The organism is Kitasatospora sp. NPDC058218 (genome assembly GCF_042882445.1).
Taxonomy (GTDB): Bacteria; Actinomycetota; Actinomycetes; order Streptomycetales; family Streptomycetaceae; genus Kitasatospora.
This window is the reverse complement of record NZ_JBHVWC010000003.1, coordinates 103,358-128,304: the sequence shown is the minus strand read 5'-3', so window position 1 is coordinate 128,304 and position 24,947 is coordinate 103,358. Positions and strand designations below refer to the sequence as shown.

Annotated in this window: 23 protein-coding genes and 1 tRNA gene; 13 read left to right on the top strand and 11 right to left on the bottom strand. The window is 72.3% G+C overall.

Annotated features, from left to right (window positions below):
- The first annotated feature begins 150 nt into the window (after positions 1-150).
- The 3 genes from ACFVYI_RS02690 (at position 151) to ACFVYI_RS02680 (ending at position 5,841) form a co-directional block, all read left to right on the top strand.
- The gene (locus ACFVYI_RS02690) at positions 151-2,574 is read left to right on the top strand and encodes a right-handed parallel beta-helix repeat-containing protein (protein WP_387880770.1); all 2,424 of its coding nucleotides are present in this window, start codon (positions 151-153) and stop codon (positions 2,572-2,574) included.
- A gap of 241 nt (positions 2,575-2,815) precedes the next feature.
- The gene (locus ACFVYI_RS02685) at positions 2,816-5,227 is read left to right on the top strand and encodes a PKD domain-containing protein (protein WP_387880768.1); all 2,412 of its coding nucleotides are present in this window, start codon (positions 2,816-2,818) and stop codon (positions 5,225-5,227) included.
- A gap of 248 nt (positions 5,228-5,475) precedes the next feature.
- A complete protein-coding gene (locus ACFVYI_RS02680; RefSeq protein WP_387880765.1) occupies positions 5,476-5,841 on the top strand; it encodes a MerR family transcriptional regulator in 366 nt (121 codons plus the stop codon).
- 33 nt (positions 5,842-5,874) lie between these two features.
- Here ACFVYI_RS02680 and ACFVYI_RS02675 read toward each other — a convergent pair whose 3' ends face one another.
- From ACFVYI_RS02675 to ACFVYI_RS02660, 4 genes are all read right to left on the bottom strand, one after another.
- Positions 5,875-7,023 carry an IS701 family transposase gene (locus tag ACFVYI_RS02675; protein WP_387880763.1) on the bottom strand — a complete coding sequence of 383 codons (1,149 nt, stop codon included), beginning with the start codon at positions 7,021-7,023 and terminating at the stop codon, positions 5,875-5,877.
- Between the two features lie 314 nt (positions 7,024-7,337).
- Positions 7,338-8,075, bottom strand: a complete 738-nt coding sequence (locus ACFVYI_RS02670; RefSeq protein ID WP_387880761.1) for a TetR family transcriptional regulator — start codon at positions 8,073-8,075, stop codon at positions 7,338-7,340.
- A gap of 245 nt (positions 8,076-8,320) precedes the next feature.
- Positions 8,321-9,286: an NAD-dependent epimerase/dehydratase family protein gene (locus ACFVYI_RS02665; RefSeq protein ID WP_387880758.1), complete on the bottom strand. Its 966-nt coding sequence runs from the start codon at positions 9,284-9,286 to the stop codon at positions 8,321-8,323.
- Complete coding sequence (locus ACFVYI_RS02660) at positions 9,283-9,909, bottom strand: ScbR family autoregulator-binding transcription factor (protein ID WP_387880755.1); 627 nt, start codon at positions 9,907-9,909, stop codon at positions 9,283-9,285. Before ACFVYI_RS02660 ends, ACFVYI_RS02665 begins: the two co-directional genes overlap by 4 nt.
- 124 nt (positions 9,910-10,033) lie before the next feature.
- Here ACFVYI_RS02660 and ACFVYI_RS02655 point away from each other — a divergent pair, with 124 nt between their 5' ends.
- From ACFVYI_RS02655 to ACFVYI_RS02645, 3 genes are all read left to right on the top strand, one after another.
- Positions 10,034-10,990: a ScbA/BarX family gamma-butyrolactone biosynthesis protein gene (locus tag ACFVYI_RS02655; RefSeq protein ID WP_387880753.1), complete on the top strand. Its 957-nt coding sequence runs from the start codon at positions 10,034-10,036 to the stop codon at positions 10,988-10,990.
- 619 nt (positions 10,991-11,609) lie between these two features.
- Positions 11,610-12,536: an HNH endonuclease gene (locus tag ACFVYI_RS02650; RefSeq protein WP_387880750.1), complete on the top strand. Its 927-nt coding sequence runs from the start codon at positions 11,610-11,612 to the stop codon at positions 12,534-12,536.
- Between the two features lie 492 nt (positions 12,537-13,028).
- A complete protein-coding gene (locus ACFVYI_RS02645; protein WP_387880747.1) occupies positions 13,029-13,472 on the top strand; it encodes a tyrosine-type recombinase/integrase in 444 nt (147 codons plus the stop codon).
- On the opposite strand, the gene ACFVYI_RS02640 is transcribed toward ACFVYI_RS02645, so the two are convergent.
- The 4 genes from ACFVYI_RS02640 to ACFVYI_RS02625 all read right to left on the bottom strand — a co-directional run bounded on the left by ACFVYI_RS02640 (position 13,454) and on the right by ACFVYI_RS02625 (position 15,780).
- Positions 13,454-13,527: transfer RNA gene (locus tag ACFVYI_RS02640), tRNA-Pro, on the bottom strand. The two genes, ACFVYI_RS02645 and ACFVYI_RS02640, sit on opposite strands and share 19 nt — an antisense overlap.
- A gap of 100 nt (positions 13,528-13,627) precedes the next feature.
- Complete coding sequence (locus ACFVYI_RS02635) at positions 13,628-14,569, bottom strand: metallophosphoesterase (protein ID WP_360637548.1); 942 nt, start codon at positions 14,567-14,569, stop codon at positions 13,628-13,630.
- 24 nt (positions 14,570-14,593) lie between these two features.
- Positions 14,594-15,070 carry an SRPBCC domain-containing protein gene (locus ACFVYI_RS02630; RefSeq protein WP_387880744.1) on the bottom strand — a complete coding sequence of 159 codons (477 nt, stop codon included), beginning with the start codon at positions 15,068-15,070 and terminating at the stop codon, positions 14,594-14,596.
- A 50-nt stretch (positions 15,071-15,120) separates the two neighbouring features.
- Positions 15,121-15,780 carry a CGNR zinc finger domain-containing protein gene (locus ACFVYI_RS02625; protein ID WP_387880741.1) on the bottom strand — a complete coding sequence of 220 codons (660 nt, stop codon included), beginning with the start codon at positions 15,778-15,780 and terminating at the stop codon, positions 15,121-15,123.
- 113 nt (positions 15,781-15,893) lie between these two features.
- Between ACFVYI_RS02625 and ACFVYI_RS02620 the strand changes: the two genes are divergently transcribed.
- Positions 15,894-16,349, top strand: a complete 456-nt coding sequence (locus ACFVYI_RS02620; RefSeq protein ID WP_387880739.1) for a GatB/YqeY domain-containing protein — start codon at positions 15,894-15,896, stop codon at positions 16,347-16,349.
- 107 nt (positions 16,350-16,456) lie between these two features.
- Here the strand turns inward: ACFVYI_RS02620 and ACFVYI_RS02615 are convergent, their stop codons facing one another.
- Positions 16,457-18,703 (bottom strand): transglycosylase domain-containing protein, encoded by a 2,247-nt coding sequence (locus ACFVYI_RS02615; protein ID WP_387880736.1) that lies wholly within the window; start codon positions 18,701-18,703, stop codon positions 16,457-16,459.
- Between the two features lie 522 nt (positions 18,704-19,225).
- On the opposite strand from ACFVYI_RS02615, the gene ACFVYI_RS02610 reads away from it, so the two are divergent.
- Entirely contained in the window at positions 19,226-19,549 is a 324-nt protein-coding gene (locus ACFVYI_RS02610) for a WhiB family transcriptional regulator (protein ID WP_033333275.1), read from the top strand.
- Between the two features lie 154 nt (positions 19,550-19,703).
- Here the strand turns inward: ACFVYI_RS02610 and ACFVYI_RS02605 are convergent, their stop codons facing one another.
- Both ACFVYI_RS02605 and ACFVYI_RS02600 read right to left on the bottom strand, forming a co-directional pair.
- Complete coding sequence (locus ACFVYI_RS02605; RefSeq protein WP_387881011.1) at positions 19,704-20,831, bottom strand: ArsA family ATPase; 1,128 nt, start codon at positions 20,829-20,831, stop codon at positions 19,704-19,706.
- Positions 20,832-20,911: 80 nt separating this feature from the next.
- Positions 20,912-21,994, bottom strand: a complete 1,083-nt coding sequence (locus ACFVYI_RS02600) for an ArsA-related P-loop ATPase (protein ID WP_387880733.1) — start codon at positions 21,992-21,994, stop codon at positions 20,912-20,914.
- A gap of 208 nt (positions 21,995-22,202) precedes the next feature.
- Between ACFVYI_RS02600 and ACFVYI_RS02595 the strand changes: the two genes are divergently transcribed.
- The 5 genes from ACFVYI_RS02595 to ACFVYI_RS02575 all read left to right on the top strand — a co-directional run bounded on the left by ACFVYI_RS02595 (position 22,203) and on the right by ACFVYI_RS02575 (position 24,895).
- Positions 22,203-22,361 carry a DUF4177 domain-containing protein gene (locus ACFVYI_RS02595; protein WP_094743074.1) on the top strand — a complete coding sequence of 53 codons (159 nt, stop codon included), beginning with the start codon at positions 22,203-22,205 and terminating at the stop codon, positions 22,359-22,361.
- On the top strand, positions 22,358-22,822 hold the full coding sequence (locus ACFVYI_RS02590) for a RidA family protein (RefSeq protein WP_387880730.1): 465 nt from the start codon (positions 22,358-22,360) through the stop codon (positions 22,820-22,822). The genes ACFVYI_RS02595 and ACFVYI_RS02590 overlap by 4 nt, the downstream gene beginning before the upstream one ends.
- 62 nt (positions 22,823-22,884) lie before the next feature.
- A complete protein-coding gene (locus ACFVYI_RS02585) occupies positions 22,885-23,751 on the top strand; it encodes an NUDIX hydrolase (RefSeq protein WP_387880728.1) in 867 nt (288 codons plus the stop codon).
- A gap of 131 nt (positions 23,752-23,882) precedes the next feature.
- Complete coding sequence (locus tag ACFVYI_RS02580) at positions 23,883-24,077, top strand: hypothetical protein (RefSeq protein ID WP_387880725.1); 195 nt, start codon at positions 23,883-23,885, stop codon at positions 24,075-24,077.
- A complete protein-coding gene (locus tag ACFVYI_RS02575; protein ID WP_387880722.1) occupies positions 24,074-24,895 on the top strand; it encodes an MBL fold metallo-hydrolase in 822 nt (273 codons plus the stop codon). The genes ACFVYI_RS02580 and ACFVYI_RS02575 overlap by 4 nt, the downstream gene beginning before the upstream one ends.
- The last annotated feature ends 52 nt before the right edge of the window (positions 24,896-24,947 follow it).

The following is a 24,947-nucleotide window of genomic DNA, read 5'->3' as shown; positions in this document are numbered from 1 at the left end:
AGGGCGCCGAGAACTCGATGGTGCACTCGGGCGGGCTCGTGGATACTGCTCTGCGCGCCATCATGATCATCGACTCATCGCCTGCTTCGAACGCCGGTGTCCGACACCGTCCGGCAGGTTCCCGGCGCACGGATCCCAGGGGGACACAGCATGGCCGTAAGACGTCGGACCGGGCTCGCCGCGGCCTTGGTGAGTTCGGTGGTCGTCGGGGCAGCCCTCCCGGTGGTCGCGGCCCACGCCGAGGCCACCACGCTCTACGTGAACAACGACGCGTCCGCACAGTGCTCGGACGCCGGCGCCGGTACCCAGGCGCAGCCCTACTGCACCGTCCAGGCCGCCGCCGACGCGGCGCTGCCGGGGCAGACGGTCCAGATCGCCGGCGGGACGTACCCGGAGGCGGTCACCGTGACCCGCTCCGGCACCCCCGGCAACCCCGTCACCTTCCGGGGCGTGCCCGGCGCCGACAAGCGGCCGGCCGCGAAGCTCGGTTCGACCGGCCGGGGCGCTCCCGGGTTCCGGCTCTCCCACGTCCACGACGTCACGGTCCAGGGCCTCGCCTTCGCGACCGACCAGGAGGCGCTGCTGGTCGCGGACGCCGACCGGATCGTCCTCGACGGCAATGTGGTGGTGGCGGCCGGCCAGGCGGCCTCGCCCGGCATCCGGCTGACCGGCCGGACCACGGCGGTCACCGTGAGCCGCAACCGGATCGGCGGCAGCGCCGGCGCCGGCATCGCCGTCGAGGCCGGTGTCTCCGGAGCCGTCCTCACCACCAACGCCGTGAACGCCAACCGCGGCGGCGGCATCCTGGTGACCGACGCCCCCGGCACCGTGGTGACGAGCAACTCGGTCGTGGAGAACTGCGGGAGCGGCATCACGCTGGCGGGCGCCTCGTCCGGCGCGGTGATCGAGAACAACATCGTCACCGCCACCGGCCTCAAGGCCCTCGGCTGTGCCCCCGGCGAGACGGTCGAGCTGGTCGTGGACCCGGAGTCGGTCGCGGGTACGAAGGCGGACTACAACGTCGTCCGCCCCGAGACGGCCGGCGGAAGCTACCGCTGGGGCGGGGCGGCCTTCGCCTCTCCCGCCGCCTTCGCGGCGGCGACCGGCCAGGGCGGGCACGACAACGACGCCGATCCCCAGTACCGCCTGAACGGTTCGGCCGCCGACGACCTCGCGCCCTGGGGCGAGGACTACGAGCTGGACTCCGCCGCCGCCGACGCGCCCGGCCAACTCGCCACCGACCTGCTGGGCAACGCGCCCGCCGACGACCCGTGGCTGCCGAACAACGGCACCGGCCCGGTGACCTACCGGGACCGCGGGGCGATCGAGTTCCAGGACCCGCTCTGGGTCAATCTGCGGCAGATTCCGGGCTCGGCCTACATCCCGAAGGGCCACCCGCTGGACCTGGCCTTCGACTCGGGCTACCAGTCCTCCTGGGCGCCGGTGACCAGGACCATCTCCTTCGGCGACGGCACCGGCCAGGCGGTCGAGGGCGGGGTGATGGTCCACACCTACCCGGGGCCGGGCACCTACCGGGTGGAGGTCACCGCGGTCAACAGCCTCGGCACCGCCCGGACGGTCGCGATCGACGCCACCGTCCACCCCGTCCCCGAGATGGCGCGCCCGTGGCTCTCGCTGGTCCGCATCGGGGGAGATCCCGAACTCCACTACACCGTGTACGGGGGAGTCGACAGCCCGTGGCCGCTCGCCGGGGTGACCGTCGACTTCGGTGACGGGACTCCCGTGCTGGCCACTGACATCGACACCCTGAACAGGGGGATCAAGCACGACTACCCGAGCGGTGGCGCCTACACGCCGCGCGCGGTGTTCACGGACGACCACGGCCGGTCCCTCGGTTACGCGGCTTCGACGCGGCTTGGCGGCAGCGGACCCGAACTGGTCAGCGGCACGCCGGTGGTGGGGCGCTGGGCGGGCGGGCGGACGTCGTACGTCGGCGTCTTCCGCGAGGGCCAGTGGTCGCTCACCACGAGCAGCACCACCGGTCGCCCGGCCGTGACGGCGGCCTTCGGCCAGTACGGCGACATCCCGGTCGCGGGCAACTGGGACGGCGTCGGCGCCGACCAGTTGGGCGTCTACCGGCCGAGCACCGGCACCTTCGCGCTGCGGCACGACGACGGCAGCGCGACGGCGGTGGCCTTCGGCGAGCAGGGCGACCTCCCGGTGCCCGGCCCCTGGGACGGCAACGGGCACGCGCAGCTGGCGATCTACCGGCCGAGCACCGGCACCTTCGCGGTGCGCCACGACGACGGCAGCGTCACCACCGCGCGCTTCGGCGAGCCGGGCGACCGGCCGCTGGTCGGGGACTGGGACGGCGTCGGCCACCTCCAGTTGGGCATCCACCGGGCGAGCGGCAGCACCTTCGCGCTGCGGCACGACGACGGCAGCGTGAGCGCGGCCGCCTACGGGGCTCAGGGCGACCTCCCGTTGGTCGGGGACTGGCTGGGCCGGGGGCGGACGACCTTCGGGGTCTACCGGCCGAGCGAGGCGGTCTTCAGCCTCAGCAACGCCTATGCGCAGGCCGGTGACTCCGTCTTCAGGATCACCAGGTACTGACGGCGGCCCGCAGCCCTTCGCGACAGCGTCCGAAGGGTCGAGGGCACCCCGCCGGCTCCCGTGCGGAGTTTCCGGGGTGCCCTCGTCACCGGGGCCCACGGCGCCTCGTGAATACTGCTGTCCGCTCTGCCGGTATGAATCGTTCAGATGTTCGCGAATGAACGGTCCGATCGATATCAATTGCGACTATGAGGAATCAACTGTGTCAATACGCCGCCGCGTTGGCATCGCCGCTGCCATCGTGAGCTCCGTCGTCGCCGGCACCTCGCTGCCGTCGGCGGCCCACGCCGAGGTCTCGGTGCTGTACGTCGACAACCGCACGTCCGCCAACTGCTCGGACGCGGGCGAGGGCACCCAGGCACAGCCGTACTGCACCATCCAGGCCGCCGCCGACGTGGCCCAGCCCGGTCAGACGGTGCAGATCCTCGGGAGCTGGGACTACACGGAGCAGGTGACGGTCAAGCGCTCGGGCACCGAGGGCCGGCCGATCACCTTCAAGGGGGCCTGGGGCTTCTCGCAGCCGAGCGTGATGGTGGGCACCAACCGGCAGACCCCCGAGAGCAGGGGCCTCCCGCACGCCTTCGTGCTCTCCGGCGTGCACGACATCGTGCTCAGCGAGCTCTACCTCGGATCCTCGCAGGAGGCCGTGCTCGTCCAGGACTCCGAGCGCATCGTGCTGGACCGCGACCACGTCGTCGCCGCCGGCCGGCCACGGGTCTTCGACGGGGTGCCGAACTTCCCCGACCCGGCGCCGGGTGTCCGGATCACCGGGGCCAGCAAGGGCGTCACGGTCAGCCGCAGTCTGGTCAAGCTGAGCGGAACGGCCGGGCTCGTGGTCGAGGCCGGGGCGACCGGCACCGTCGTCACGGCCAGCCAGCTCGCCGAGAACAAGGCCGGCGGCCTGGTCGCCACCGACGCCCCCGGCACGGTGGTGACCGGCAACACCGTCACGCTGAACTGCCAGGGCGACAGCGTCGCCCTGCTCGGGGACTCCCCGCGCGCCACGGTCGAGAACAACATCGTCACCGGCGCCGCCCGCAGCACGACGTGCGGCAGCCCGGTTCCCGGTACGAGCCTGGTGGTCTCCGCGGGCTCCGTCGCGGGCACCGTCGTCGACTACAACGTGGTCTACCCGGCAACGGGCGCCGCCGGTTACTCCTGGGGCGGCACGGCGTACCTGTCCGCGAGCCAGTTCCGGGCCAGCGGGCAGGGCGAGCACGACCTGTCCGTCGACCCCAGGCTCTCGAAGAGCGGGGAGTACTTCGTCCCGGCCGCCGCCGAGGGCGTGACGGACGCGGCGGACGCCAACGCCCCCGGGCAACTGGACACCGACCTGTGGGGCCTGGCCAGGGTCGACGATCCGAACATCGCCAACCAGGGCACCGGAGTCGGGTACCACGATCGTGGCGCCGTCGACACGCACGACCCGATCTCGGTCTCCGTCCGGTCGACGGACACCCCGGTGGACGGCCGCCCGCTGCGTGGCCAGATCACCGGTACGGTCACCCCGGGCTGGTCGTCGGCCGGCGCCACCCTGGACTTCGGCGACGGCAGCGCCCCGCTGACCTCGCTCGGCGCGGGCGACTTCTCGGTGGACCACGACTTCGCGGGTGTCGGCACCTACACCGTGACGCTCACCGCCACCAGCACCGCCGGAGTGGTCCGCAAGGCCACCAGCACCGTGACCACCCGACGGGTGGACGACCTCCGCGCCGCCTTCTGGGTCACGCAGGCGGACTCGACCACCACCACGGTGGGGTTCGCGGACAGCAGCCGCAGCCCCTGGCCGGTGGACCGGTACACCGTCGACTGGGGTGACGGCTCGCCGGCCTCGGTCGGCTACGGCTCACTGCCGACCGGTCTGACGCACGAGTACCCGACCTCGGGCTACTTCAACGTCACCCTGGCCATCCTCGACGACCACGGGCGCTCGGTGGCCGCGACGAACAGGTCGTACGTCGTCGGCCCGACCAACGGGGTCCCGGTGGCCGGTCGCTTCGGCGCGCCCAACTCCCAGGTCGGTCTCTTCCACAACGGCCAGTGGGCCATCACCTACCAGAAGGTGACCGGTCGGGCGTCCATGGGCTACCTCTTCGGCGAGCCCGGTGACCTGCCGACCGTCGGCCAGTGGGACGCCGGCAACTCGGAGCAGGTGGGCATCTACCGGTCGAGCACCGCCACCTTCGGTCTCAAGCACGCCGACTACTCGGTGACCGCGGTGCCCTTCGGCGAGCCCGGCGACCTCCCGGCGGTGGGTGCGTGGGACCACAACGGTCATGACCAGCTGGCGATCTACCGTCCGAGCAGCAGCCTGCTGGCGGTCCGGCACGACAACGGCAGCGTGACCACGCTGCGCTTCGGTGACCCGACCGACATCCCGCTGGTCGGCGACTGGGACCGCACGGGCCACGCCCAGTTCGGCGTCTTCCGGCCGGGCCGCAACCCCGGCGACCCGAACCTCTTCATCCTCCGCCACGACAACGGGACGGTCTCCACCGCCTCCTACGGCGTCAAGGGCGACCTGCCGGTGGTCGGCGACTGGCTCCGCCAGGGCCGGGCGACCTTCGGGATCTTCCGCCCGAGCAGCCGGACCTTCGCCCTGAGCAACGCGTACGCGGGGCAGGCCGACTCGGTGTTCCAGATCCTCGGCTGACGGATCACCGGGTCGCGGGAGCCGGATGCGGCGGTGGCCGGGCGGCCGGGCAGGGGGGCAGCGATGCCCCCTCCCGGCCGCCCGGCCTTTTGCTGTCCGGTCGCCGCAGATCACGGACGGATCGTCAGATCATGCCCGGTGAAGGGGAGTCGGCCTCCCGGTCCGGGGGTGGTCCCGTGGCCGGCCGAGCCCGCCGCGTTACAATCGCCGCCGGTGTGCGATGCGCGGGTGCGCGTTCGGAGGGTCACATGCGGATCGGTGAGCTGTCGGCGCAGACCGGGGTCAGCGTGCGCCTGCTGCGGTACTACGAGGAGCAGGGGCTGCTGGAGAGCCGGCGGCGCGACGGCGGGCACCGCCGGTACGGCGCCGAGGCTCCGGTGGTCGTGCGCCGGATCCGGGCCCTGCTGGGGGCGGGGCTCTCGACCAGTGCCATCCGCGACGTGCTGCCCTGTGTGAGCGGCGAGTCCACGGTCGACTCGTGCGTGCTGGAGGTGCTCGAACGCCGGCTGGCGGTGCTGGACCGGCAGATGCTGGTCCTCGGGGCGAGCCGGGCCGCGCTGGCGGGCATGGTCGCGGCGGCCCGGGAGGCGGAGGCCTCGGCCCTGGTGGCGTAGGGCCGGCTCCGCACCTCCCCTTCCCCCCGCCGGTCAGGCGGAGGTGCGGAAGATCTCCCGGGCCGGCATCCCGGTCAGGTCCGGCCGGTCGTGGCCGAGCGCGTACGCGGCCGAGACCATCGTCATGTGGTGGTGCCAGCCGAGGTAGGAGCGGCCGGAGAAGTCCAGCAGGCCGAAGTCGGCGCCCAGCCGGTCCACGGCGTCCCGGGTGGTCGTCGCGGTGCCGAGCAGGGCGAGGACGGCGGGCGCGTCCTCGGTGAGGTTGGTCAGCCAGTACCGCCGGGGCCTGCCGCCGCGGGTGTCCTGCACCCAGAGCCGGTGGACGGGTGCGCCCTGGACGCCCGGCGTCAGGACCGGGACGCAGCGCAGCGTCGGCTGCGCGGCGCCGGGCGTGCGCGGCCGCTGACGCGGGAGCAGCGTCTCGACCGGCACCGCGTCCTGCTGGATCCGGCCGAACCGCCCGGTGGTGGCCTGCAGGACCGGGCGGACGGCCTGGTGCGGCCGGGCCTCCAGGAGGTACGGGACGCCCCGGCGGGCGAGCGCCGACATCAGCGGCGGCAGGTCCTCGACCACCGTGAGGTCCGCGACCAGCGGGGCGACCGGGAGGTGGGCGGCCAGCCGGTCGACCATGTCGAGCACCGTCCGGTCCGCCGGGCGCGGGGTGACGGAGTCCGGGATCCTGGCGCGGGCGCGCCGGCCCTGGTCCTCCGTCCAGTCGGCGTCGAGCAGCAGCGACCAGTCCACCGGTACGGCGTGCCGGTCGGTGGCGATGAACATCCCCGTCGCGGCCTGGCACTTGATGGTCCGGCCGAACTCCGGGACGAAGCGGCGGTGGACTCCCACCGCCTGGTCGCCGCGCTTGGGGATGACCGCCAGGGTGGCGGTCCAGGCCCGCACCGGCCGCGCGCCGGTGGCGGTCAGGCGGGCCAGCGCGCGGCGGGCCGGACGCCAGTCCCAGGGGCTGCCGTTGATGAACTGCTGCAGCGAGAGCGCGGCCGTGCGGCTCGTGGTCAGGCTGGTGGCCATGTTCGACAGTGACTTGCGGCCCGGCGCGGCGAGCAGGCCGTGCAGGTACGCGTGGGCCCAGCGGCGTTGGTCTATCCGGGGCAGGTGGGCGAAGACCTGCTCGGCGAACCGGGAGACCGTTGCTTCGCCGGCCGGCGGCAGGTGTTGCGCGTCCATGTGAGCTCCCCGAGGTCGTGAGGTGCCGTGCGAGGCCGTCCCGGGAAGAATAGCGAACGATCGCTTTGTTTTGGGCTTCGAGGCGGGCCCTGGCAAGATTCTGACAAGTTCGTGTGCCGGGGTGTGTGCGCCCCGGCGCGCACCTGCCATCGCGGGGCGCGAGCTGCCGTGGCGCGCTCGCCTTCGCGCCGGTGCCGCGCCCGGGTCGTGCCGGCCTTCGTGCCCGCCTTCTGCCCGGCCGCGTTCGACCACCCGGTGCGGGGGAGGGCGGGCACGGAAGGACCGGCGGGCAGGCAGGCAGGGGTGGGCCTGCGTCAGGCCGAGGGCCCGGCCAGTGTGCGGTGCCAGAGCCGGCGCAGCCGCTGCCGGAGCTCGTCCCCGCTGGGGGCCGTCTCCCCGCCCACCGGGACGACGCCGCGCCGCAGTGCTTCCGAGCCCACCACGAGGCAGTGCACCAGGAGTTCGAGGTCCTGCGCGTCGGCGGCCGCCGACGCCCGGGTCCCCCACTCCCCGGGGGCCTGCCCGGCCGGGCCGTGCCCGTCGGGGCCCTCGGGGCCGTGCGCGTCGGGGTCCGGCCCGTCGTCCCGCTGGGCGGGGACGCAGGGCGGCTGTCCCGCCAGGTGGCCGCGCAGGACGGGGATCCAGCTGGCGTACCAGTTGTCGGCCGCTCCGGGCTGCTCCCAGGCCAGCCTGGCCGCCGCGCTGACGCTGGGCTCCTCCTGGAGCAGCCGTGTGAGCACGTCGGTCAGCCGTGCGACCTCGCCGGGGCCACCGCCGGGGCCCGGGACCCCGCATCCCTCGCCCCCGCCGCCCGCCGGGACCCCGCCCGCCGGAGCCCCGACCGCCGCCCGGGTGAGCTCCACGGCGTCCGCACGGACCGCGTCCGCCAGGCTGGCCTTGGTGGGGAAGTGGAAGGTCAGCGCGCCCATCGTGACACCGGCCGCCCGGCTGACCCGGGAGAGCGAGGTGCCCGCGTAGCCGTGCCGGTCGAACTCACCGGCGGCGGCCCGCAGCAGGGCCCGTCGGGTGTGCTGGGCCCGTTCCTGTTTCATCGCCCACCGCCGCTGGGGCGGGCTGCTCGGGCACACCGGCCGAGCGTCGGCACCGGCTCCACGGTCTGGAGCGAGGGACTGACGAACCGCATGAGCGGGGGAGGCTCCTTCGGGCGGACGGAGCGGGGTGCGCGGAAAGCCGGGACCCCTGCGTCGGTCCGAGCCGATCCGACGGAGTCCCGACGCTACGCGGAGCGGGCCGCGTACACACTGCTCACACGTCATCCGCTTGCAGCTTTGGCAACTTACCCGGAAGTCTGTTCGGTGGCCGGTGCGCCGGTCCGCGCGAGGTGCTCCCGGTACCAGGGAGCGGCCGCGGCGAGCCGGTGCAGCGGGCCCGGGCCGGGATCGGTGCCGGCCAGTCGCCAGATCTCCGCGCTGCGGTACCAGTGGTCCCGGGCCAGCAGCGCGAACTGCCGCTCGCTGAAGACTCCGGGCACCCGCCGCAGTTCGGCCGCGCAGCGCTCCCAGGGCCAGTCCGGGCCGGGGGTGGGCGGCAGCACCCCGTGGTCGGCGAGGGTGTCCAGGAGCGCCCCGCTGCGGACGGGTTCGGGGTGGCCGGCGTGGTGGATCCCGCCCGGGGCCGGGTCCGGGCCGACGGCCAGTGCGGTGACGAGCCGGGCCAGGTCCTCCACCGCGACCAGCGAGAGCAGGGCGGCGCCGCCGTCCCACCGGGCCGGTACCCGTCGGGTGAGTTCGGCCAGGCAGGGCACCACCCAGCGGTCCCCGGCCCCCAGGACCAGCGGCGCGCGCAGCACCACCGCGCCGGCGTCGAGTGCCGCCCGCTCCCCGGTCAGCCTGGTCCGGCTGGCCGCCGACACGGGGGCCGGCGTCACCCCGTCCACGCCGATGCCCCGGTGCGGGCCGGGGCCGTACACGGCGGTGGTGGAGAGGTGGACGATCCGGCCCACGCCGGCCCGGGCGGCCTCCGCGAGCAGCGCCCGGGTGCCGTGCACGTTGACCGCCGCGCAGGACTCCTCGTCGCCGGAGACCGCGGCGGCGAGGTGGACCAGGACGTCGGAGCCGTCGGCCACGCCGCGCAGCGTCGCCGGGTCGGCGAGGTCCGCCGCGACCCGGACCGTCCCGGGTGGTGCGGCGGAGCGCGCGAGGGCCCGGACCGGGCCGGTGCCGGGCCGGTCGCGCAGCGCGGCGAGCACCGCCGAGCCGATGAAGCCGCCGGCTCCGGTGAGCAGGATGCCCGGCCCGGTCATGCCCGGTGCCCGCGCTCCGCGAGGACGGCCCGCAGCGACTCCACGACCGGCGCGGTCGCGATGCCGGGCAGCAGGTACCACCAGAGCCGGGCGATCCGCTCCGGCAGGTCGGCGCGGTTGCTGCGCAGGTGCGACATGACCTGCGTGCCGGTGTAGGCCCCGACCAGGACCTGGGAGAACTCCGCCGAGTCGACGTCGGGCAGCAGCTCGCCGGCCTTGCGGGCCTCCTCCAGCTCGGCGCAGAACTGCTCGGCCCACATCTCGTACGGGCGGAAGTCGCGCAGGCCGAGCTGGCCCTGCTCGACGGCGAGGGTGACGCCCGCGCGCAGCAGGACGTTGTCCCGCAGCTCGTCGGCCAGGTACAGGTTGAGGTCGAGCAGCTGGCGCAGACCGGCCGGCTGCGCCGGCAGTTCGAGGTCGGCGGCCTGCTCGTCCATCACCGCCTTGGCCAACTCCTCCTTGGACCGGAAGTGGAAGTACATTGCGCCCTGGGTGGTACCCGCTTGTGTGATGATCTTGTTTACGCTCGAACCGCTGAAACCGTACTCGTCGAAGACCTGTGCGGCGGCGCGCAGGATCGTCCCGCGGGTGCGTACGGCTCGGTCCTGCTTCGCTCGCGTCACAGTGACTCCAAACTCCTCGACAAACAAAAAGAACGACCTCTACGTTATTTGCAGCGGGGCCCGGCGTACACAACGGAGGCTCCACCAACAACCACGCCAGTGGCCATTCTGGGGGAGTGCACACATGTACCGCACAGATCACGGCAGCACCATCACCGCTGCGACCACCGTGCCCAAGGAACTCGTCCACAAGCGCGCGGTCGAGGAGGTGCTGCTGACCGGTTGGGAGCCCACCGGACCGGACACTTACCGGGTGACCGCCCGCTGGCCCCGCGTTCGCGCCGCCCTCGCCGCCGGCGGCGGGCTGTACGACCCGATGCTGCTGGTGGAGACGGTCCGGCAGAGCTTCCCACTGCTCTCCCACGCCGCCTTCGACGTCCCGCTCGGGCACCACCTCGTCTGGGACCGCTTCAGCTTCGCACTGGTCCCCGAACTGCTCCTGGTCGACCGGCCCGCCGACCAGGACTGGGACGACATCCGGCTGGACGTCGTCTGCCAGGACGTGGTCCGCCGCGGCAACCGGGTCTGCGCCCTCACACTGTCCTACATGATCAGCCGGGCCGGCGAACCGCTCGCCACCGCCCAGACCCGCTTCACCGTCCAGGCCCCGGCCATCTACCGGCGGCTGCGCGCGGAGCGCGCCGACGCCGCCGAGATGATGGCGCGCGCCGTGACGCCGGGCCCCCCGATACGCGCCGCGAGACCCGACGCCGCCACCTCGCAGGACGTCGCCCTCTCCGCCACCGACCACGCCCGGCGCTGGCAGCTGCGGGTCGACACCTCCCACCCGGTCTACTTCGACCACCCCGTCGACCACGTGCCCGGCGCCCTGCTCCTCGACGCCTGCCGCCAGGCCGCCCAGGCCATCGCCCCCTCGGCCCCCGTCCTGGCGGTCGCCATGGAGTGCGTCTTCACCAGCTACGTCGAGCTCGACGAGCCCTGCCTGGTCGAGGCCGCCCGGCTGCCCCGCGACCCGGCCGGCCGGGACCGCATCGGCGTGACCCTCCACCAGGGCCCCGAGACCGCATCCTGCTCCACCGTCGTCACCGTCGTCCCCCACCCCGACAACCCCACCCGCTGACCACCCGCCCGCCAGCCCCTGCCGGCCGGCGACGCCCCCCTCCCCACCGACCCTCGCGCGGGGGCCGTCCGTACCGGCGTCGGGCGCAAGGGAGAGGTCAGCCCCGGCGAACAGCACGGTGATCGCCGGGGCTGATCAAGGGCTTGCCACGTGCTTCCCCGGGGTGGGGGACGAGCGGCGGTCCGCCGCGGCGGCGGACCGGACGGAGGGTGCCGGCGAAGGCGCCCTGGGGCGGCTGCTGGACCTGGCCGATGAGCTGCCGCCCCGGCTGGTCGCTCCGTTGATCGCCGGGGAGCCGGAGCCGATCGGCACCTCCATCTCGGGTGTGGCCTTCCGGAGGGAGGGGCTGCAGGCCTCCGGGGTGGGGTTCGGGGCATCGGTCACGAGCCGACGGACGATCGCCGCCGCAGCGCCGGCTTCTTCTTTACGCGAGGCCCGTTGCAGCCTGATCGGACACTCCGTCCTGCGACGGGTTTGGCAGGTTCCCTAACGCCGTGGGCTTGCCGATGGAGGCATGGCGCAGGGCTGGAGGTAGTCGTCCACTGGGCACAGTATGTTGATCATACGAAGACTCTGGGGTATCCACGTGACGGGCTAACGGGCTGACAGGGAGAGTCAGATGACAGCATGGCTGATGTACCTGGGTGACGATCCCAAGCGTGTTGGCAGCGGCTACGACGACAGCGGTCCCAGTCACTACAGCTGGGACAGTCGGGTTCCGAACGCGAGTCACGTACAGGTCGGTGACGAGATCGTGCTCTGGAACGGACAGACCCTGCTGGGCATGTCCGTCATCGAGGACATCGAGACCGGTAGCGCGACCAAGCCTCTCAGCTCCTGCCCAGGATGCGGTAAGGCCGACATAGCCGAGCGCAAGACGAAGACGCCGAAGTACCGGTGCTGGAACCAGAAGTGCAAGGCCGAGTTCGCCGAGCCGAAGGTGGAGATCGTGCCGGTGACCACCTACCGCAGCCGGTACGACTTCGCATGGGTTGGCCTGCAGGGCACGGTCAGTGGCATGGAACTACGGGAGCTGTGCGAGGAGCCGCAGTCCCAGAACGCGATGCGTCGGCTGCGCTGGGACGACTTCCGCCACCGTGTCGAGAGCGGCAGGAACGCCACTCCGCTGGATGTCATCGACATAACCCGCGAGACCATCACTGGAGGTCACACCACAGCAACCGTCCGGGTTCGCAGGGGTCAACCGGCGTTCCGTGCCAGGCTTCTGGACACGTTTGGTGAGGTTTGCGCCTTCACCGGCCCGATGCCGGCTTATGTTCTGGAAGCCGCTCACCTCTACAGCTACGCCGCAGACGGCAAGCACCATTCCAACGGCGGTCTCCTCCTGCGTCGAGACGTGCATCGCTTGTTTGATCTGGGGCAGATCTCGGTTGATCCGAGCACCCTCACTCTCGACGTTTCTCCGAAGATCCGGGCCTACCCAGAGTACGGAGAGCTTCACGGTCGCCCACTGGCAGTTCCCATCACGAACGCGCACCGGAAGTGGATCGCCAAGCACTGGGACACGCATAGGGTGACCGAATAGAACACCTTTGTCTCCGCTGATGCATGAGTTCTGGTCAAGCACGAAGCTGGTCAGCGGGTGAGAGGATCCCCGCGCCGGCAGGCCCGAATGCCGTCCATCGGTTGTCGATACTGATTGGCCCTGGTCGACCCCACGCGGCTCCGAGGCCGTCCTGCTGTCCGGCCGTGCTTCGTGGCGCCGTCAGGCAGTCCTGCTGGGCAGCCGTCCAAAGCGTGCTGACCTTCGTTCAGGCTGAGGTTGTACTGAAGGCGGCGGAGAAGACCTCCACGTACGCCTTCATCGTGGTGTCCCTGCTCACTGCGCCCGAACCGAAGGCTGCGCGCTGACCTGGGACCGCGTATCCCTGAAGGACCGGCCCGACTCGAACCCACCGATCCCGCCGCACATCGTCGTGTGGCGCTCGGTCCGCGTCGGTGGTGACAACAAGCCCGGAGGTCCCGTCGGACGCTAGCTCTTCCGGCCCGCCGTGTCGAAGCTCTCTGGGATCACTGAGTGGATCAGGGCTGGGATCGTTTCTTGGCCGGCGACAAGTGGGAGAAGAGCAACCTGACCTGCCACTCCGCAGTCGGTACGGCACTCGACCCGTTCCACGTCCGCCGGGCGTTTCGCACAGCTATCGCCAAGGCTGATGGGGTCAACGCTGCCGAATGGACACCGCGTGAGCTGCGTCACGGCTTCGTGTCTCTGCTCTCCGGCAGCGGTGTGCCTCTGGAGGAGATCTCCCGGTCGGTCGGCCACTCCCGCACCGCCGTGACCGAGGAGGTGTACCGGAGGCGGATCCGCCCGGTGATCCAGGCCGGTGCGACGGGCATGGGCGACCTCTTCTTCGAGCACGCACCTGAGCTGTCGTCACGCAGATGGTCACGCACAACGACAGAGGCTCTGCCGGATTTCTCCGGCAGAGCCTCTGCACTGGGTCGGGGTGGCGGGATTTGAACCCACGGCCTCTTCGTCCCGAACGAAGCGCGCTACCAAGCTGCGCCACACCCCGGTCCTGCGGTTTGTTGCTCCGTCTCCTTCGCAACGAGTAGAACTCTACCGGACGCTTGCCGAGAGACGAAATCCGATTCCCGGCGGGCCTCCGTCGCAGGTCAGCGGGAGGGGGTGAGGGTGAGGAGGGTGGCCTCGGGCGGGCAGGCGAATCGGACCGGGGTGTAGCGGTTGGTGCCGCAGCCGGCCGACACGTGGAGGAAGGCGCGGCGGCCGCCCGCCTGGTGGGTAGAGAGGCCCTTGACCCGCTTGGAGTCGATGTCGCAGTTGGTGACCAGGGCGCCGTAGAAGGGGACGCAGAGCTGGCCGCCGTGGGTGTGGCCGGCCAGGATCAGCGGGTAGCGGTCGGCGGTGAAGGCGTCCAGGACGCGCAGGTAGGGCGCGTGCACGACGGCGAGTGAGAGGTCGGCGTCGGCGGACGGGCCGCCGGTGACCTCGCTGTAGCGGTCGCGGCGGATGTGCGGGTCGTCCAGGCCGGTGAATTCGAGGTCGAGGCCGCCGATGTTCAGTCGGCCGCGGGTGTTGGTGAGGTCGAGCCAGCCGGCCGCGTCGAAGCCGTCGCGCAGCTTCTCCCAAGGGTTGTGCACGGCGCCGCTGATGCCGCGCCGCGCGCTGCCGTCGGGGTTGTTCATCCCGTGGACGCCGCTGCGCATCGCCTGGAGGTAGCGGGCCGGGTTCTTGCGGGCGGGGCCGTAGTAGTCGTTCGACCCGAAGACGTAGACGCCGGGGAAGTCCATCAGTGGACCGAGCGCGTCGAGCGTGGCGGGGACGCCGAGTGGGTCGGAGAGGTTGTCGCCGGTGTTGACCACCAGGTCGGGGCGGAGCCCGGCGAGGCTCTGCAGCCAGCGCTGCTTCTTGCCCTGGCCGCTCACCATGTGGATGTCCGAGACCTGCAGCACCCGGAGGGGGCGGGCGCCCTTGGGCAGGACGGGGACCTCGACCCGGCGGAGCCGGAAGGAACGGACCTCGTACCCGGCGGAGTAGGCGAGGCAGGCGGCGCCGGTGGCGGCGATTCCGAGGGGGACGGAGTACAGCGGTCGCATCGCTCCATGCTCTCAGACGGTGGATCAGCCGGTGAACGTCCGGTGGGTGCGCGGGGACACGCTGCTGTGGTCCATCTGCCCACGGCGCGGGGCCAGCTCGGCGGCCACGGCGTCCATGGCCGCCCGCCAGTGGTCGCGCTGCCGGGCGCGTTCCTCGGGGTCGTCGAGGCGCTCCTGGTGGAACCGGAGCACCGTGCCGCCGCCGCTGGGCGTCACCGTCACCTGCACGGTGGTGGCGCCGGCCCGGCCCGCGGGCTGCCAGGTGAGCCGGATCCGCGTACCGGGGTGCCGGCTGCGCAGCTCGCCGCGGGAGCCGTCGGCGGCGGTGACCGGTCCGCCCACCCGGCCGGTGAGGTCGGCGCCGGGGCCGAGCCAGAGTGCGGCGCCCTCGGGTGAGGTCAGCAGGTCCCAGACGGCCTCCGGGGGGTGGGGCAGGGTCCGGGAGACGCCGATCTGGAAGCCGGCGTCCCGGGTGAGTCCGACGGGGTGTTCCTCGGCCATTCGGATCATTCCTCTCTCGGCGTCTTCCGGTGTCGCACCGGTGGTCGATGTCATGCGGGCCCGGCGGCGGGGCCGAGCCGGTCGGTCCGACCGGCCGGGCCCTCCTCGGCGGACCGGTCGCGTCGGGCCCGGAGGGCGCGGACCTTGTGCAGGTTGCCGCAGCGCTCCATCGAGCACCAGCGCCGCCGGCCGGGCCGCGAGGTGTCGACGAAGATCAGCTGGCAGTTGTGCCCGCCGCACTCCCGGACCCGGTCCGCGAAGGGGCCGGTGAACAGGGCGATGGCGTCGCGGGCGAGGGTCGAGACGAGCTGGTCGCCGTCGGCCGGGAGCGGCGCGGCCGGTGTGCCGTCCGGCCCGACCTGCGGGACCAGCGGCGGGTGGGCGGCGGCGTGGTTGAGCACGGCGTAGTCGGCCGCCGCCCCCGCTTCGCCGTGCGCCCGGGCCACCGCGAGGCGCCAGAGGGCATCGCGCAGGGTCCGTGCGGCGGCCAGCTGCTCCGTGTCGACGCGGACGCCCCCGGCGGGCAGCTCCAGTCGTGACTGCCCCAGCCACCGGGTGAGGTCCTCCGGGCCGTGGAGCACTTCGTACCGCGCGTGGGGACCGGGCCCGCCGGTGGTGAGCAGTTCCAGGCAGAGCGCGCCGGGGTCGAAGAGGTAGCGCGCACCCCCGGGGGAGTGCAGTACCAGTCCGGTCGTCCGCTCGTCAGTCATGTAACCACTATAAGGAGTTACGAGGGCTCCGCGAAAGCCCGTGGGTGGCCGCCGCGTGCGCGGGCTCCGTTAATGCCGGGCAGTCGAACTCCGCAGGTGGGAGACTCTGGGCCATGACCACGCTCAAGGAGCAGTTGCACGAGGACCTCACGGCCGCCATCAGGGAGCGGGACGAGCTGCGCTCGGCCACGATCCGGCTGACGCTCTCCGCCATCACCAGCGAGGAGGTCGCCGGCAAGGCGAAGCGGGAGCTTTCGGACGCCGAGGTGCTGAAGGTGCTGGCTCGCGAGGCGAAGAAGCGCCGGGAGGCGGCCGAGGCGTTCGACGCCGCCGGCCGGACGGAGCAGGCTGCCCGGGAGCGTGCGGAGGGCGAGCTGCTGGCGGGCTACCTGCCCAAGCAGCTCTCCGACGAGGAGCTGGCGGCGATCGTGGCCGCCGCCGTCGCCGAGAGCGGTGCGACCGGCCCGCAGGGCATGGGCGCCGTGATGAAGCTGGTGAAGCCGAAGGTGGACGGCCTGGCCGAGGGCGGCCGGGTGGCCGCTGCGGTCAAGGCCGCGCTCACCGGCTGACGCCGGCCCACGGCCCACGGCCCACCGACAGCGCATACGCGGGAGGGGCGCCCACCGAGCAGATCGCTCGGTGGGCGCCCCTCCCGCGTATGCGAGGTGCGGGTCGGTCAGTGCCGGCCGCCGTTGCCGCCGTTCCCGCCGTTGCCATTGCCGTTCCCGCCGCCGATGATCCCCGGCGGCAGGGTGAAGCCGCCGCCGATCATCCCGCCGGCGTTGTTGGCGCCACCGGGGTTCCCGCCCGGGTTCCCGCCCGCCGCGGCCGCGTCGCCGCTCGGCGGCGTGGGGGCGCCGGACGGGGTGGCGTTCGGGTCGGGCTTGGGCGCCGGGTCCGGGATGTCGAGGGTGGGCAGCTTCTCCATCGGAGCGCCGCGCAGGGCCTGGTTCATCGCCAGCTGCCAGATCGGGCCCGGGCCGGTGGCGCCGAAGACGCCGTCGCTGCCGTAGTAGGTGTCACCGATCTTGATGTTCTTCATCTTCACGCCGCCGGCCGGGCCGCCGAGCCAGACGGAGGTGGCGACCTGCGGGGTGTAGCCGCTGAACCAGGCGGCCTTCTTCTCGTCGGTGGTACCGGTCTTGCCGGCGATCTGCCGGCCGCCCTCCAGGCCGAGGGAGGCACCGGTGCCCTTCTCGGTCACGTTGAGCAGGACGGTGTTGAGGTTGTCCGCGGTGGTCTCGGAGTAGGCCTGGCTGCAGGTCGACTGCGGGACCGGGACGTCCTTGCCGTCCACCGTGGTGATCTTGTTGATGGCGATCGGGGTGCAGTACTTGCCGCGGGCGGCGAAGGTCGCGTACACGTTCGCCATGGTCAGCGGGGACAGCTCCAGGGTGCCGAGGACCATCGAGGGCACCTCGACGAACGGGTCGCCCTTGGCCGTCTGGCTGATGCCGAGCTTGTTGGCCATCTGCTTCATCGCGCAGAGGCCGACCTGCTGCTCCATCTGCACGAAGTAGGTGTTGACCGAGAGCGCCATCGCCTGCTTCAGCTCGTACGGGCCGACCTCGCTGGGCGACTCGTTGCCGACGCTGCGGTCCTTGCCCTTGGCGGTGTTCTTCCAGGTGCCCGAGCAGGTGGACATCGTGGGGTAGTCGATCCGGTTCTCGGACGGGAACGGCTGGGTGGGCGACATGCCCGACTCCAGCGCGGCCGCGGCCAGGACCGGCTTGAACGTCGAACCGGTCTGGAAGCCGTTGCCGCCGCCCATCGCCGCGTCGACGTTGAGGTTGACGACGGTCTGGTTCTTGTTCGGGTCCAGGCCGTACGGGCGGGTCTGGGCCATCGCCAGGATCTTGCCGCTGCCCGGCTCCATCATGGTCGCGGCGGCCGACACCGAGTCGGTGACCTTCACCTTGGAGGTCACCGCGTTCTGCGCGGCGGCCTGCTTGTCCGGGTCGAGGGTGGTGTAGATGTTCAGGCCGCCCTGGTCCCAGAACTTCTTCCGCTCGGCGGCGCTCTTGCCGAACGCCGGGTCCTGCTTGACCACGTGGCGGACGTAGTCGCAGAAGAAGCCCATGCCCGCCTGGGCGGTGATGCAGCCGTTCTGCGGGTCCTTGTACTTCAGGCCCAGCGGGGCGGCCTTGGCCTCCTTGGCCTGGTCCGGGGTGATGTGCTTGTTCTCGACCATCTTGTCGAGCACGACGTTGCGGCGCTTGACCGTGTTCTCCGGGTAGCGCACCGGGTCGAACGACGAGGGGTTCTGCACCATGCCGGCCAGGGTGGCGGCCTCGGCGATGGTGAGGTCCTTGTTGCTCTTGCTGAAGTAGCGCTGGGCGGCGGCCTCGACCCCGTAGGCCTGGTGGCCGTAGAAGGTGATGTTGAGGTAGTTGGTGAGGATCTGGTCCTTGGTCAGGTCCTCCTCCAACTTGATCGCGACCTTCAGCTCCTGGATCTTGCGACCCAGGGTCTTGCGCTGCGCCTCCAGGACGGCGGCCTGGTCGTCACCGGCCTTCTCGACGTTGACGTTCTTCACGTACTGCTGGGTCAGCGTCGAGGCGCCCTGCGAGGCAGTGCCGCTCTCGGCGTTCTTGCTGGCCGCGCGGAGCACGCCCTTGAGGTCGACGGCGCCGTGCTCGTAGAAGCGCGCGTCCTCGATGTCCACCTGCGCCTGGCGCATGTAGGGGGACATCTGGTCGGCCGCGAGCACCGTGCGGTCGCGCTCGTAGACCTTGGCGATCAGCCCGCCCTTGGCGTCGAAGATCTGCGTGGCCTGGGTGAGCGGCGGGGTCTTGAAGTCGTCGGGGATGTTGTCGAAGCTCTCCGCCGTGTTCTTGGCGGTCAGTCCGAGCGCGCCGACGGCGGGCAGGGCCATGCCGGCCAGCAGGACTCCGGAGAGCACGCTGACACCCAGGAACTTCACTCCGTGTCCCGCGAAGTCGAGCGGTGACCCGCGGCGTCGGCCGCTCGGAGCTCCGGTGTTGCCTGGGGGCTGGGGTGCCTGGGGGCGCTTCGGTGCCATGGGGAGAACCCTACGTCGCCGATTCCCCTCCATAGGGGCAGGTGTTCGCCTAGGCTTGTCACAAGCTTGCGACAGCTTCGGTGCGTCAACATCACTCACTCTTGTGAGTGATGAGGTTTGCCCGAATTGCCCCTCTATGGAGTGTTTTTGAGGCAGCTGTCGGCGGCTGTACCCCTGCATTTGGTGGCTCTCCGTGACGGCGCGCGTGGCGAGAGTTTCCCCGGGGTTCTTGGCAAGGCTTGCGACCTGCGGTCACTCCAACGAGTGAGCTGACCGATACCCATAGTCCAATCGGGTCATTCGAGATTGAGCCCGAAGGGGCTGTTGCAAGCTGTCGTTCTTCCGTAACGTCCTCAACTGGCAACGGTGAATATGCCGTTGCCGCCGTGGGGGAGCCTCGATTCGGGAGAGGACGGCGCCGGCATGGGCTGGGTAGACGACTGGAGTGCGCAGGCCGCCTGCCGCACTAGTGATCCGGACGAACTGTTCGTCCAGGGGGCGGCGCAGAACCGCGCCAAGGCGGTGTGCAGCGGGTGCCCCGTTCGTACGGAGTGTCTGGCGGACGCACTGGACAACCGGGTGGAGTTCGGGGTCTGGGGCGGGATGACGGAGCGCGAGCGCCGTGCGCTGCTGCGCCGGCGGCCGACGGTGATGTCCTGGCGGCGGCTGCTGGAGACGGCCCGCACCGAGTACGAGGAGTCCCTCGCCACCGGTGTGATACTGACGGACTACGCCCAGGCGGGCTGAGCGGCCCGCACGGCGGGGCGCGGGAGCCGCGCGGCAGGGTACGAGAGCCGCGCGACGGTGGGTCACGAGCCGTACGGCAACGGTCCGGGAGCAGCGCTACGGGGGAGCAGCGCTGTGGGGGGCCGGTGCGGGGGCACCGCCGGGTACGGGAGTGCTACACGGTGCCGCTGAGGCGTTCGCCGATCGCGCGCAGCCCGTCCAGATCGTGCACGTCCCCGGGCAGCGCGGCGACCTCGACGATCGGCACGTCCGGGTAGACCGAGACGAAGCGGTCGCGGGTACGGCGCTCGCGCGACATGATCTGCATCCGCTCGGCGTGCAGCCGCAGCAGCCCGGCCGCGAGCAGCTCCGCCTCGGGCGAGGTGTGCTCCGAGCCGTTCTCCTCCAGGGCCTCCGCCGCCGCCAGCGCGCGTTCCGCGGTGAGCTGCGGGGCGCCCGACCGGTGCACCCGGTTGAGGACCAGGCCGGCCAGCGGCATCCGGTCGGCGGCGAGCCGGTCGACGAAGTAGGCCGCCTCGCGCAGCGCGTCCCGTTCCGGCGCGGCCACCACCAGGAACGCCGTCCCCGGTGCCTTGAGCAGCTGGTACGTCCGGTCGGCGCGCTCGCGGAAGCCGCCGAACATCGAGTCCATCGCGCTGACGAAGGTCTGCACGTCGGTCAGCAGCTGGGCGCCGAAGATCTTGCCCAGGGTGCCGGTGAGCAGGCCCATCCCGACGTTGAGGAACTTCATCGCGCTGCGCCCGCCGACCTTGGCCGGCGCGGTCAGGATCCGGATCACCTTGCCGTCGAGGAACGACCCGAGCCGGTTCGGCGCGTCCAGGAAGTCGAGCGCGGAGCGGGACGGCGGGGTGTCGACGACGATGAGGTCCCACTCCTCGGCTGCCCTGAGCTGGCCGAGCTTCTCCATCGCCATGTACTCCTGGGTGCCCGCGAAGCCGGCCGACAGGGACTGGTAGAACGGATTCTCCATGATCGCGCGGGCCCGCTCGGGCTCGGCGTGGGCCAGCACGACCTCGTCGAAGGTCCGCTTCATGTCGAGCATCATGGCCTGGAGCTCGCCCTCGCCCGTCACGCCCTTGACGATGCGGGGGGTGTTGTCCAGCTCGGTCAGGCCCATCGACTGGGCCAGCCGGCGGGCCGGGTCGATGGTCAGCACGACCACCTTGCGGCCGCGCTCGGCCGCCCGCAGCCCGAGCGCCGCGGCGGTGGTGGTCTTGCCGACGCCACCCGAGCCGCAGCAGACGATGATCCTGGTCTTCGGGTCGTCGATCAGCCCGTCCATGTCGAGGTGGCTGCCCTGTTCACGGCCCGCGCCCTGCTTGCCGCCGGTGCCCTGCTCCGTGCCCTGCTTGCCGTTCCCGCTCACGCCGCCCCCTGACGCTTCAGCTCGCCCGCCAGCCGGTACAGCCCGCCGAGGTCCACACCCTCGCCCAGCAGCGGAAGTTCGTAGGTGGGGAGCTTCAGCTGTTGCAGGTCGGCGCGCTGCTCGCGCTCCAGCTCCACCCGCTCGGCGTGCTCCCGGGCCTGGTCCAGCAGCGGGTCCAGCAGCGGGTCCACCGCCGCCCGGACGGTGTCCGCCTTGCGGGAGCGCCCGCCGAGGCCCGCCTCGCCGAGGGCCAGCGCGACCTCCTCGCGGTGGTCCCCGTGCACCGCGGCCACCGCCGCCGCGTCCAGCACCGGCGGCCGGACCATGTTCACCATCACCCCGCCCACCGGGAGGGCGGCCTCGCGCAGCTCGGTGAAGCCGTCGACCGTCTCCTGCACCGGCATCTCCTCCAGCAGGGTGACCAGGTGCACCGCGGTCTCCGGCGACTTCAGCACCCGCATCACGGCCTGCGCCTGCGTATGAATCGGCCCGAACCGGGCCAGCCCGGCCACCTCGGAGTTCACGTTCAGGAAGCGGGTGAGCCGGCCGGTCGGCGGCGCGTCCATCACCACCGCGTCGTACTTGCGCCGCCCGTCCGGGCCCTTGCGCCGGGCCGCCTCGCAGGCCTTCCCGGTGAGCAGCACGTCCCGGACGCCGGGGGCGACGGTGGTGGCGAAGTCGACGAAGCCGACCTTCTGGAGCGCCTTCCCGGCCCGTCCGAGCTTGTAGAACATGTCGAGGTACTCCAGCAGCGCCTGCTCGGTGTCGATGGCCAGCGCGTAGACCTCGCCGCTGCCGGCCCCGTCGCCGCCCTTGCCCGGCAGCCCCAGCTGGGCGCGCGTGACGGACGCGATCCTGCGTTCCTCGTACGGCAGTGCGGCGATCCCGAACAGTTCGGCGATGCCCTGGCGGCCCTCCACCTCGATCAGCAGCGTCCGCCGGCCCTCGGCCGCGAGGGCCAGCGCCAGCGCCGCGGCCAGGGTGGTCTTCCCGGTTCCGCCCTTGCCACTGACCACGTGCAGCCGGACGCCCTCCCAGTCGGGATCACGCCGGGCCGCCTGGCCGGGGGTGCGTGCCACGCTCCGTCTCCGTCCGTCTCCGAGGGCCGAGGGCCGTTCCGAGGGCCGCCACCGCGCAGGTGCCCTCCCGCGAGGGTAACCAGGGACCGCGCCGGATGCCGGGAGCATCAGGGAGGCCAGGCCTGAATCATGCCCGGATTGTGGGCCACCTCACACGCCCGCCAGCGGGCCGCACCGCTCGCCGTTGCCGCTCGTCTAGAGTCTGGCCATGACCAAGTGGGAATACATGACGGCGCCCCTGCTCGTGCACGCCACCAAGCAGATCCTGGACAACTTCGGCGAGGACGGCTGGGAGCTCGTCCAGGTCGTGCCCGGCCCGAACCCGGAGCAGCTGGTGGCCTACTTCAAGCGGGAGAAGAACGCATGAGCAAGGTCGAGGACAAGCTTGCCGAACTCGGTCTGACCCTGCCGCCGGTGGCCGCACCGGTCGCCGCCTACGTGCCGGCGCTGCGCTCGGGCGAGTTCGTCTTCACCTCCGGCCAGCTGCCGATGGTGGGCGGCAAGCTGCCGACCACCGGCAAGGTCGGTGCCGAGGTCACCCCGGAGGAGGCGAAGGAGCTCGCGCAGATCTGCGCGCTCAACGCGCTGGCCGCCGTGAAGTCGGTGATCGGCGACCTGGACCTGATCGAGCGGGTCGTGAAGGTGGTCGGCTTCGTCGCCTCCGCCCCCGACTTCACCGGCCAGCCCGGCGTCATCAACGGCACCAGCGAGCTGCTCGGCCAGGTGCTGGGCGAGGCGGGCGTGCACGCCCGCAGCGCGGTCGGCGTCACCGTTCTGCCGCTGGACGCCCCGGTCGAGGTGGAGCTGCAGGTCCGGGTCAAGGCCTGAGTCCGATCATGAGGCGGGGTTGGCCCTGTCCAACCCCGCCCTCGTGCGCTTAGCATCCGGGCATGGACCAGCGAGCAACGACGCTCCCGATGCCGCCCGGCTGGCCTGCCCGGATCCGGGCGGTCGAGTCCGGCGAGGTGACCCCGCCGGTGCCCCGGCCCTCCGCCACCGTGGTGTTGCTGAGGGACACGGCGACCGGGCCGGAGGCCTATCTGCTGCGCCGACGCAGCTCGATGGCATTCGCTGCCGGCATGTACGCCTATCCGGGTGGCGGGGTGGACCCGCGCGACGCCGAGGCCGAACTCGGCTGGGCCGGTCCCGGCCCGCAGGAGTGGGCCGAGCGGCTCGGTGTGGACGCCCGGACCGCGCAGGCGGTGGTCTGCGCCGCCGTCCGCGAGACCTTCGAGGAGGCCGGCGTCCTGCTGGCCGGCCCGGACGCCGCGAGCACCGCCGAGCCCCGGGACTGGAGCGCCGAGCGCGCCGCCCTGGAGGCCCACGAACTCTCCTTCGCCGACTTCCTCCGCGACTACGGCCTGCTGCTCCGCAGCGACCTGCTGGCCGGCTGGGCCCGCTGGGTCACCCCGGCGTTCGAGGAGCGCCGGTACGACACCTGGTTCTTCGTCGCGGCCCTGCCGCCGGGTCAGCGCGCCGCGCTGGAGGTCGGCGAGGCCGACCGGGTCGCCTGGCTCTCCCCGGCCGAGGCCGTCCGGGGGCAGGAGGAGGGCCGGTTCGGGATGCTGCCGCCCACCGTGACCGTGCTGCGGGAGCTGCTGCCGGTGCGCAGTGCGGCCGGGGCACTGGACGCCGCGGCGGGTCGTTCGCTGGCCCCGATCCTCGGGACGGCCGAGGTCCGGGGCGATCGAATGACGGTTCGATGGTCGGGGTATGAAGAGCTGACCATCGATGGACGGTTTCCCGAAGCCCGCTGAACTCCGCTGAACCCGCGCTGAAGCCCCCTGAACCCCCGCTGAAGCCCGAGGCCGTCCGAGGGCCGGGCTCACCGGACAGCCGAGCCGACCGATGACCCGAAGCACCGACCCCGAGGAAGGATCGACGCCCGATGACCCACAACGACGTGGCTCGCCGGACGGCGCGCGAGATGCCCGCCCGCAGCCTGACCCCCCGCACCCTCGCCTGCGAGGCCGCAGCCGTCGACGACGCCATACCGGGGCTGCGCGCCCTCGTCCGGACGCTGCCCTCGCGCGTGCTCGACCGCGCCTGCGAGGGCGGCCGACTCGGTGGGGGCGGCCGGTGAGCGGAATCCTCCCGGGTGACCCCGCCGCCGGCATCGGCGGCGAGGCCACCCCCAGGGCACTGTGCGTGCTGGCGCCGAACCCGTCGCCGATGACGCTGGACGGCACCAACACCTGGCTGCTCTCCGAGCCCGGCTCGGACCTCGCGGTGGTCGTCGACCCGGGCCCGCTGCACGAGGGGCACCTGCGCCGGGTGATCGACACCGTCGAGCAGCAGGGCAAGCGCGTCGCGCTCACCCTGCTCACCCACGGCCACGCCGACCACTCCGAGGGCGCCGCGCGGTTCGCCGAGCTGACCCGTACCGAGGTCCGCGCCCTGGATCCGGCGTACCGGCTCGGCTCCGAGGGCCTGACGCACGGGCAGCGGCTGGAGGTCGGCGGCCTCGACCTGCGGGTGATCGCCACTCCGGGGCACACCTCGGACTCGCTGACCTTCCACCTGCCGGCCGACGGTGCGGTCCTCACCGGTGACACCGTGCTCGGCCGCGGCACCACGATGGTGGCGCACCCCGACGGCAGGCTCGGCGACTACCTGGACTCGCTGCGCCACCTGCACACGATGGCGTCCGCGCACGGCGTGCGCACGGTGCTGCCCGGCCACGGGCCGGTGCTCGCGGACGCGCTCGGCGCCGTCGACTACTACCTCGCGCACCGGGCCGGCCGGCTCGCCCAGGTGGAGACGGCGGTCGAGGCGGGCTGCCGGACGGCACCCGAGGTGGTGGCCCGGGTCTACGCGGACGTGGACCGCGCGCTCTGGCCGGCGGCCGAGCTGTCGGTCCGGGCCCAGCTCCAGTACCTGGAGGAGCACGGACTGATCTGAGCGGGCGGTGCCCGCCCCGGAACGGCGCGAGGGCCCGTACACCAAGCGGTGT

Excerpts from the sequence above, each read along its gene's own strand:
- ACFVYI_RS02690 (WP_387880770.1), top strand. The coding sequence starts at position 151 with ATGGCCGTAAGACGTCGGACCGGGCTCGCCGCGGCCTTGGTGAGTTCG.
- ACFVYI_RS02680 (WP_387880765.1), top strand. The coding sequence starts at position 5,476 with ATGCGGATCGGTGAGCTGTCGGCGCAGACCGGGGTCAGCGTGCGCCTG.
- ACFVYI_RS02675 (WP_387880763.1), bottom strand. The coding sequence starts at position 7,023 with ATGGACGCGCAACACCTGCCGCCGGCCGGCGAAGCAACGGTCTCCCGG.
- ACFVYI_RS02670 (WP_387880761.1), bottom strand. The coding sequence starts at position 8,075 with ATGAAACAGGAACGGGCCCAGCACACCCGACGGGCCCTGCTGCGGGCC.
- ACFVYI_RS02665 (WP_387880758.1), bottom strand. The coding sequence starts at position 9,286 with ATGACCGGGCCGGGCATCCTGCTCACCGGAGCCGGCGGCTTCATCGGC.
- ACFVYI_RS02655 (WP_387880753.1), top strand. The coding sequence starts at position 10,034 with ATGTACCGCACAGATCACGGCAGCACCATCACCGCTGCGACCACCGTG.
- ACFVYI_RS02650 (WP_387880750.1), top strand. The coding sequence starts at position 11,610 with ATGACAGCATGGCTGATGTACCTGGGTGACGATCCCAAGCGTGTTGGC.
- ACFVYI_RS02635 (WP_360637548.1), bottom strand. The coding sequence starts at position 14,569 with ATGCGACCGCTGTACTCCGTCCCCCTCGGAATCGCCGCCACCGGCGCC.
- ACFVYI_RS02630 (WP_387880744.1), bottom strand. The coding sequence starts at position 15,070 with ATGGCCGAGGAACACCCCGTCGGACTCACCCGGGACGCCGGCTTCCAG.
- ACFVYI_RS02625 (WP_387880741.1), bottom strand. The coding sequence starts at position 15,780 with ATGACTGACGAGCGGACGACCGGACTGGTACTGCACTCCCCCGGGGGT.
- ACFVYI_RS02620 (WP_387880739.1), top strand. The coding sequence starts at position 15,894 with ATGACCACGCTCAAGGAGCAGTTGCACGAGGACCTCACGGCCGCCATC.
- ACFVYI_RS02610 (WP_033333275.1), top strand. The coding sequence starts at position 19,226 with ATGGGCTGGGTAGACGACTGGAGTGCGCAGGCCGCCTGCCGCACTAGT.
- ACFVYI_RS02605 (WP_387881011.1), bottom strand. The coding sequence starts at position 20,831 with ATGGACGGGCTGATCGACGACCCGAAGACCAGGATCATCGTCTGCTGC.
- ACFVYI_RS02595 (WP_094743074.1), top strand. The coding sequence starts at position 22,203 with ATGACCAAGTGGGAATACATGACGGCGCCCCTGCTCGTGCACGCCACC.
- ACFVYI_RS02590 (WP_387880730.1), top strand. The coding sequence starts at position 22,358 with ATGAGCAAGGTCGAGGACAAGCTTGCCGAACTCGGTCTGACCCTGCCG.
- ACFVYI_RS02585 (WP_387880728.1), top strand. The coding sequence starts at position 22,885 with ATGGACCAGCGAGCAACGACGCTCCCGATGCCGCCCGGCTGGCCTGCC.
- ACFVYI_RS02580 (WP_387880725.1), top strand. The coding sequence starts at position 23,883 with ATGACCCACAACGACGTGGCTCGCCGGACGGCGCGCGAGATGCCCGCC.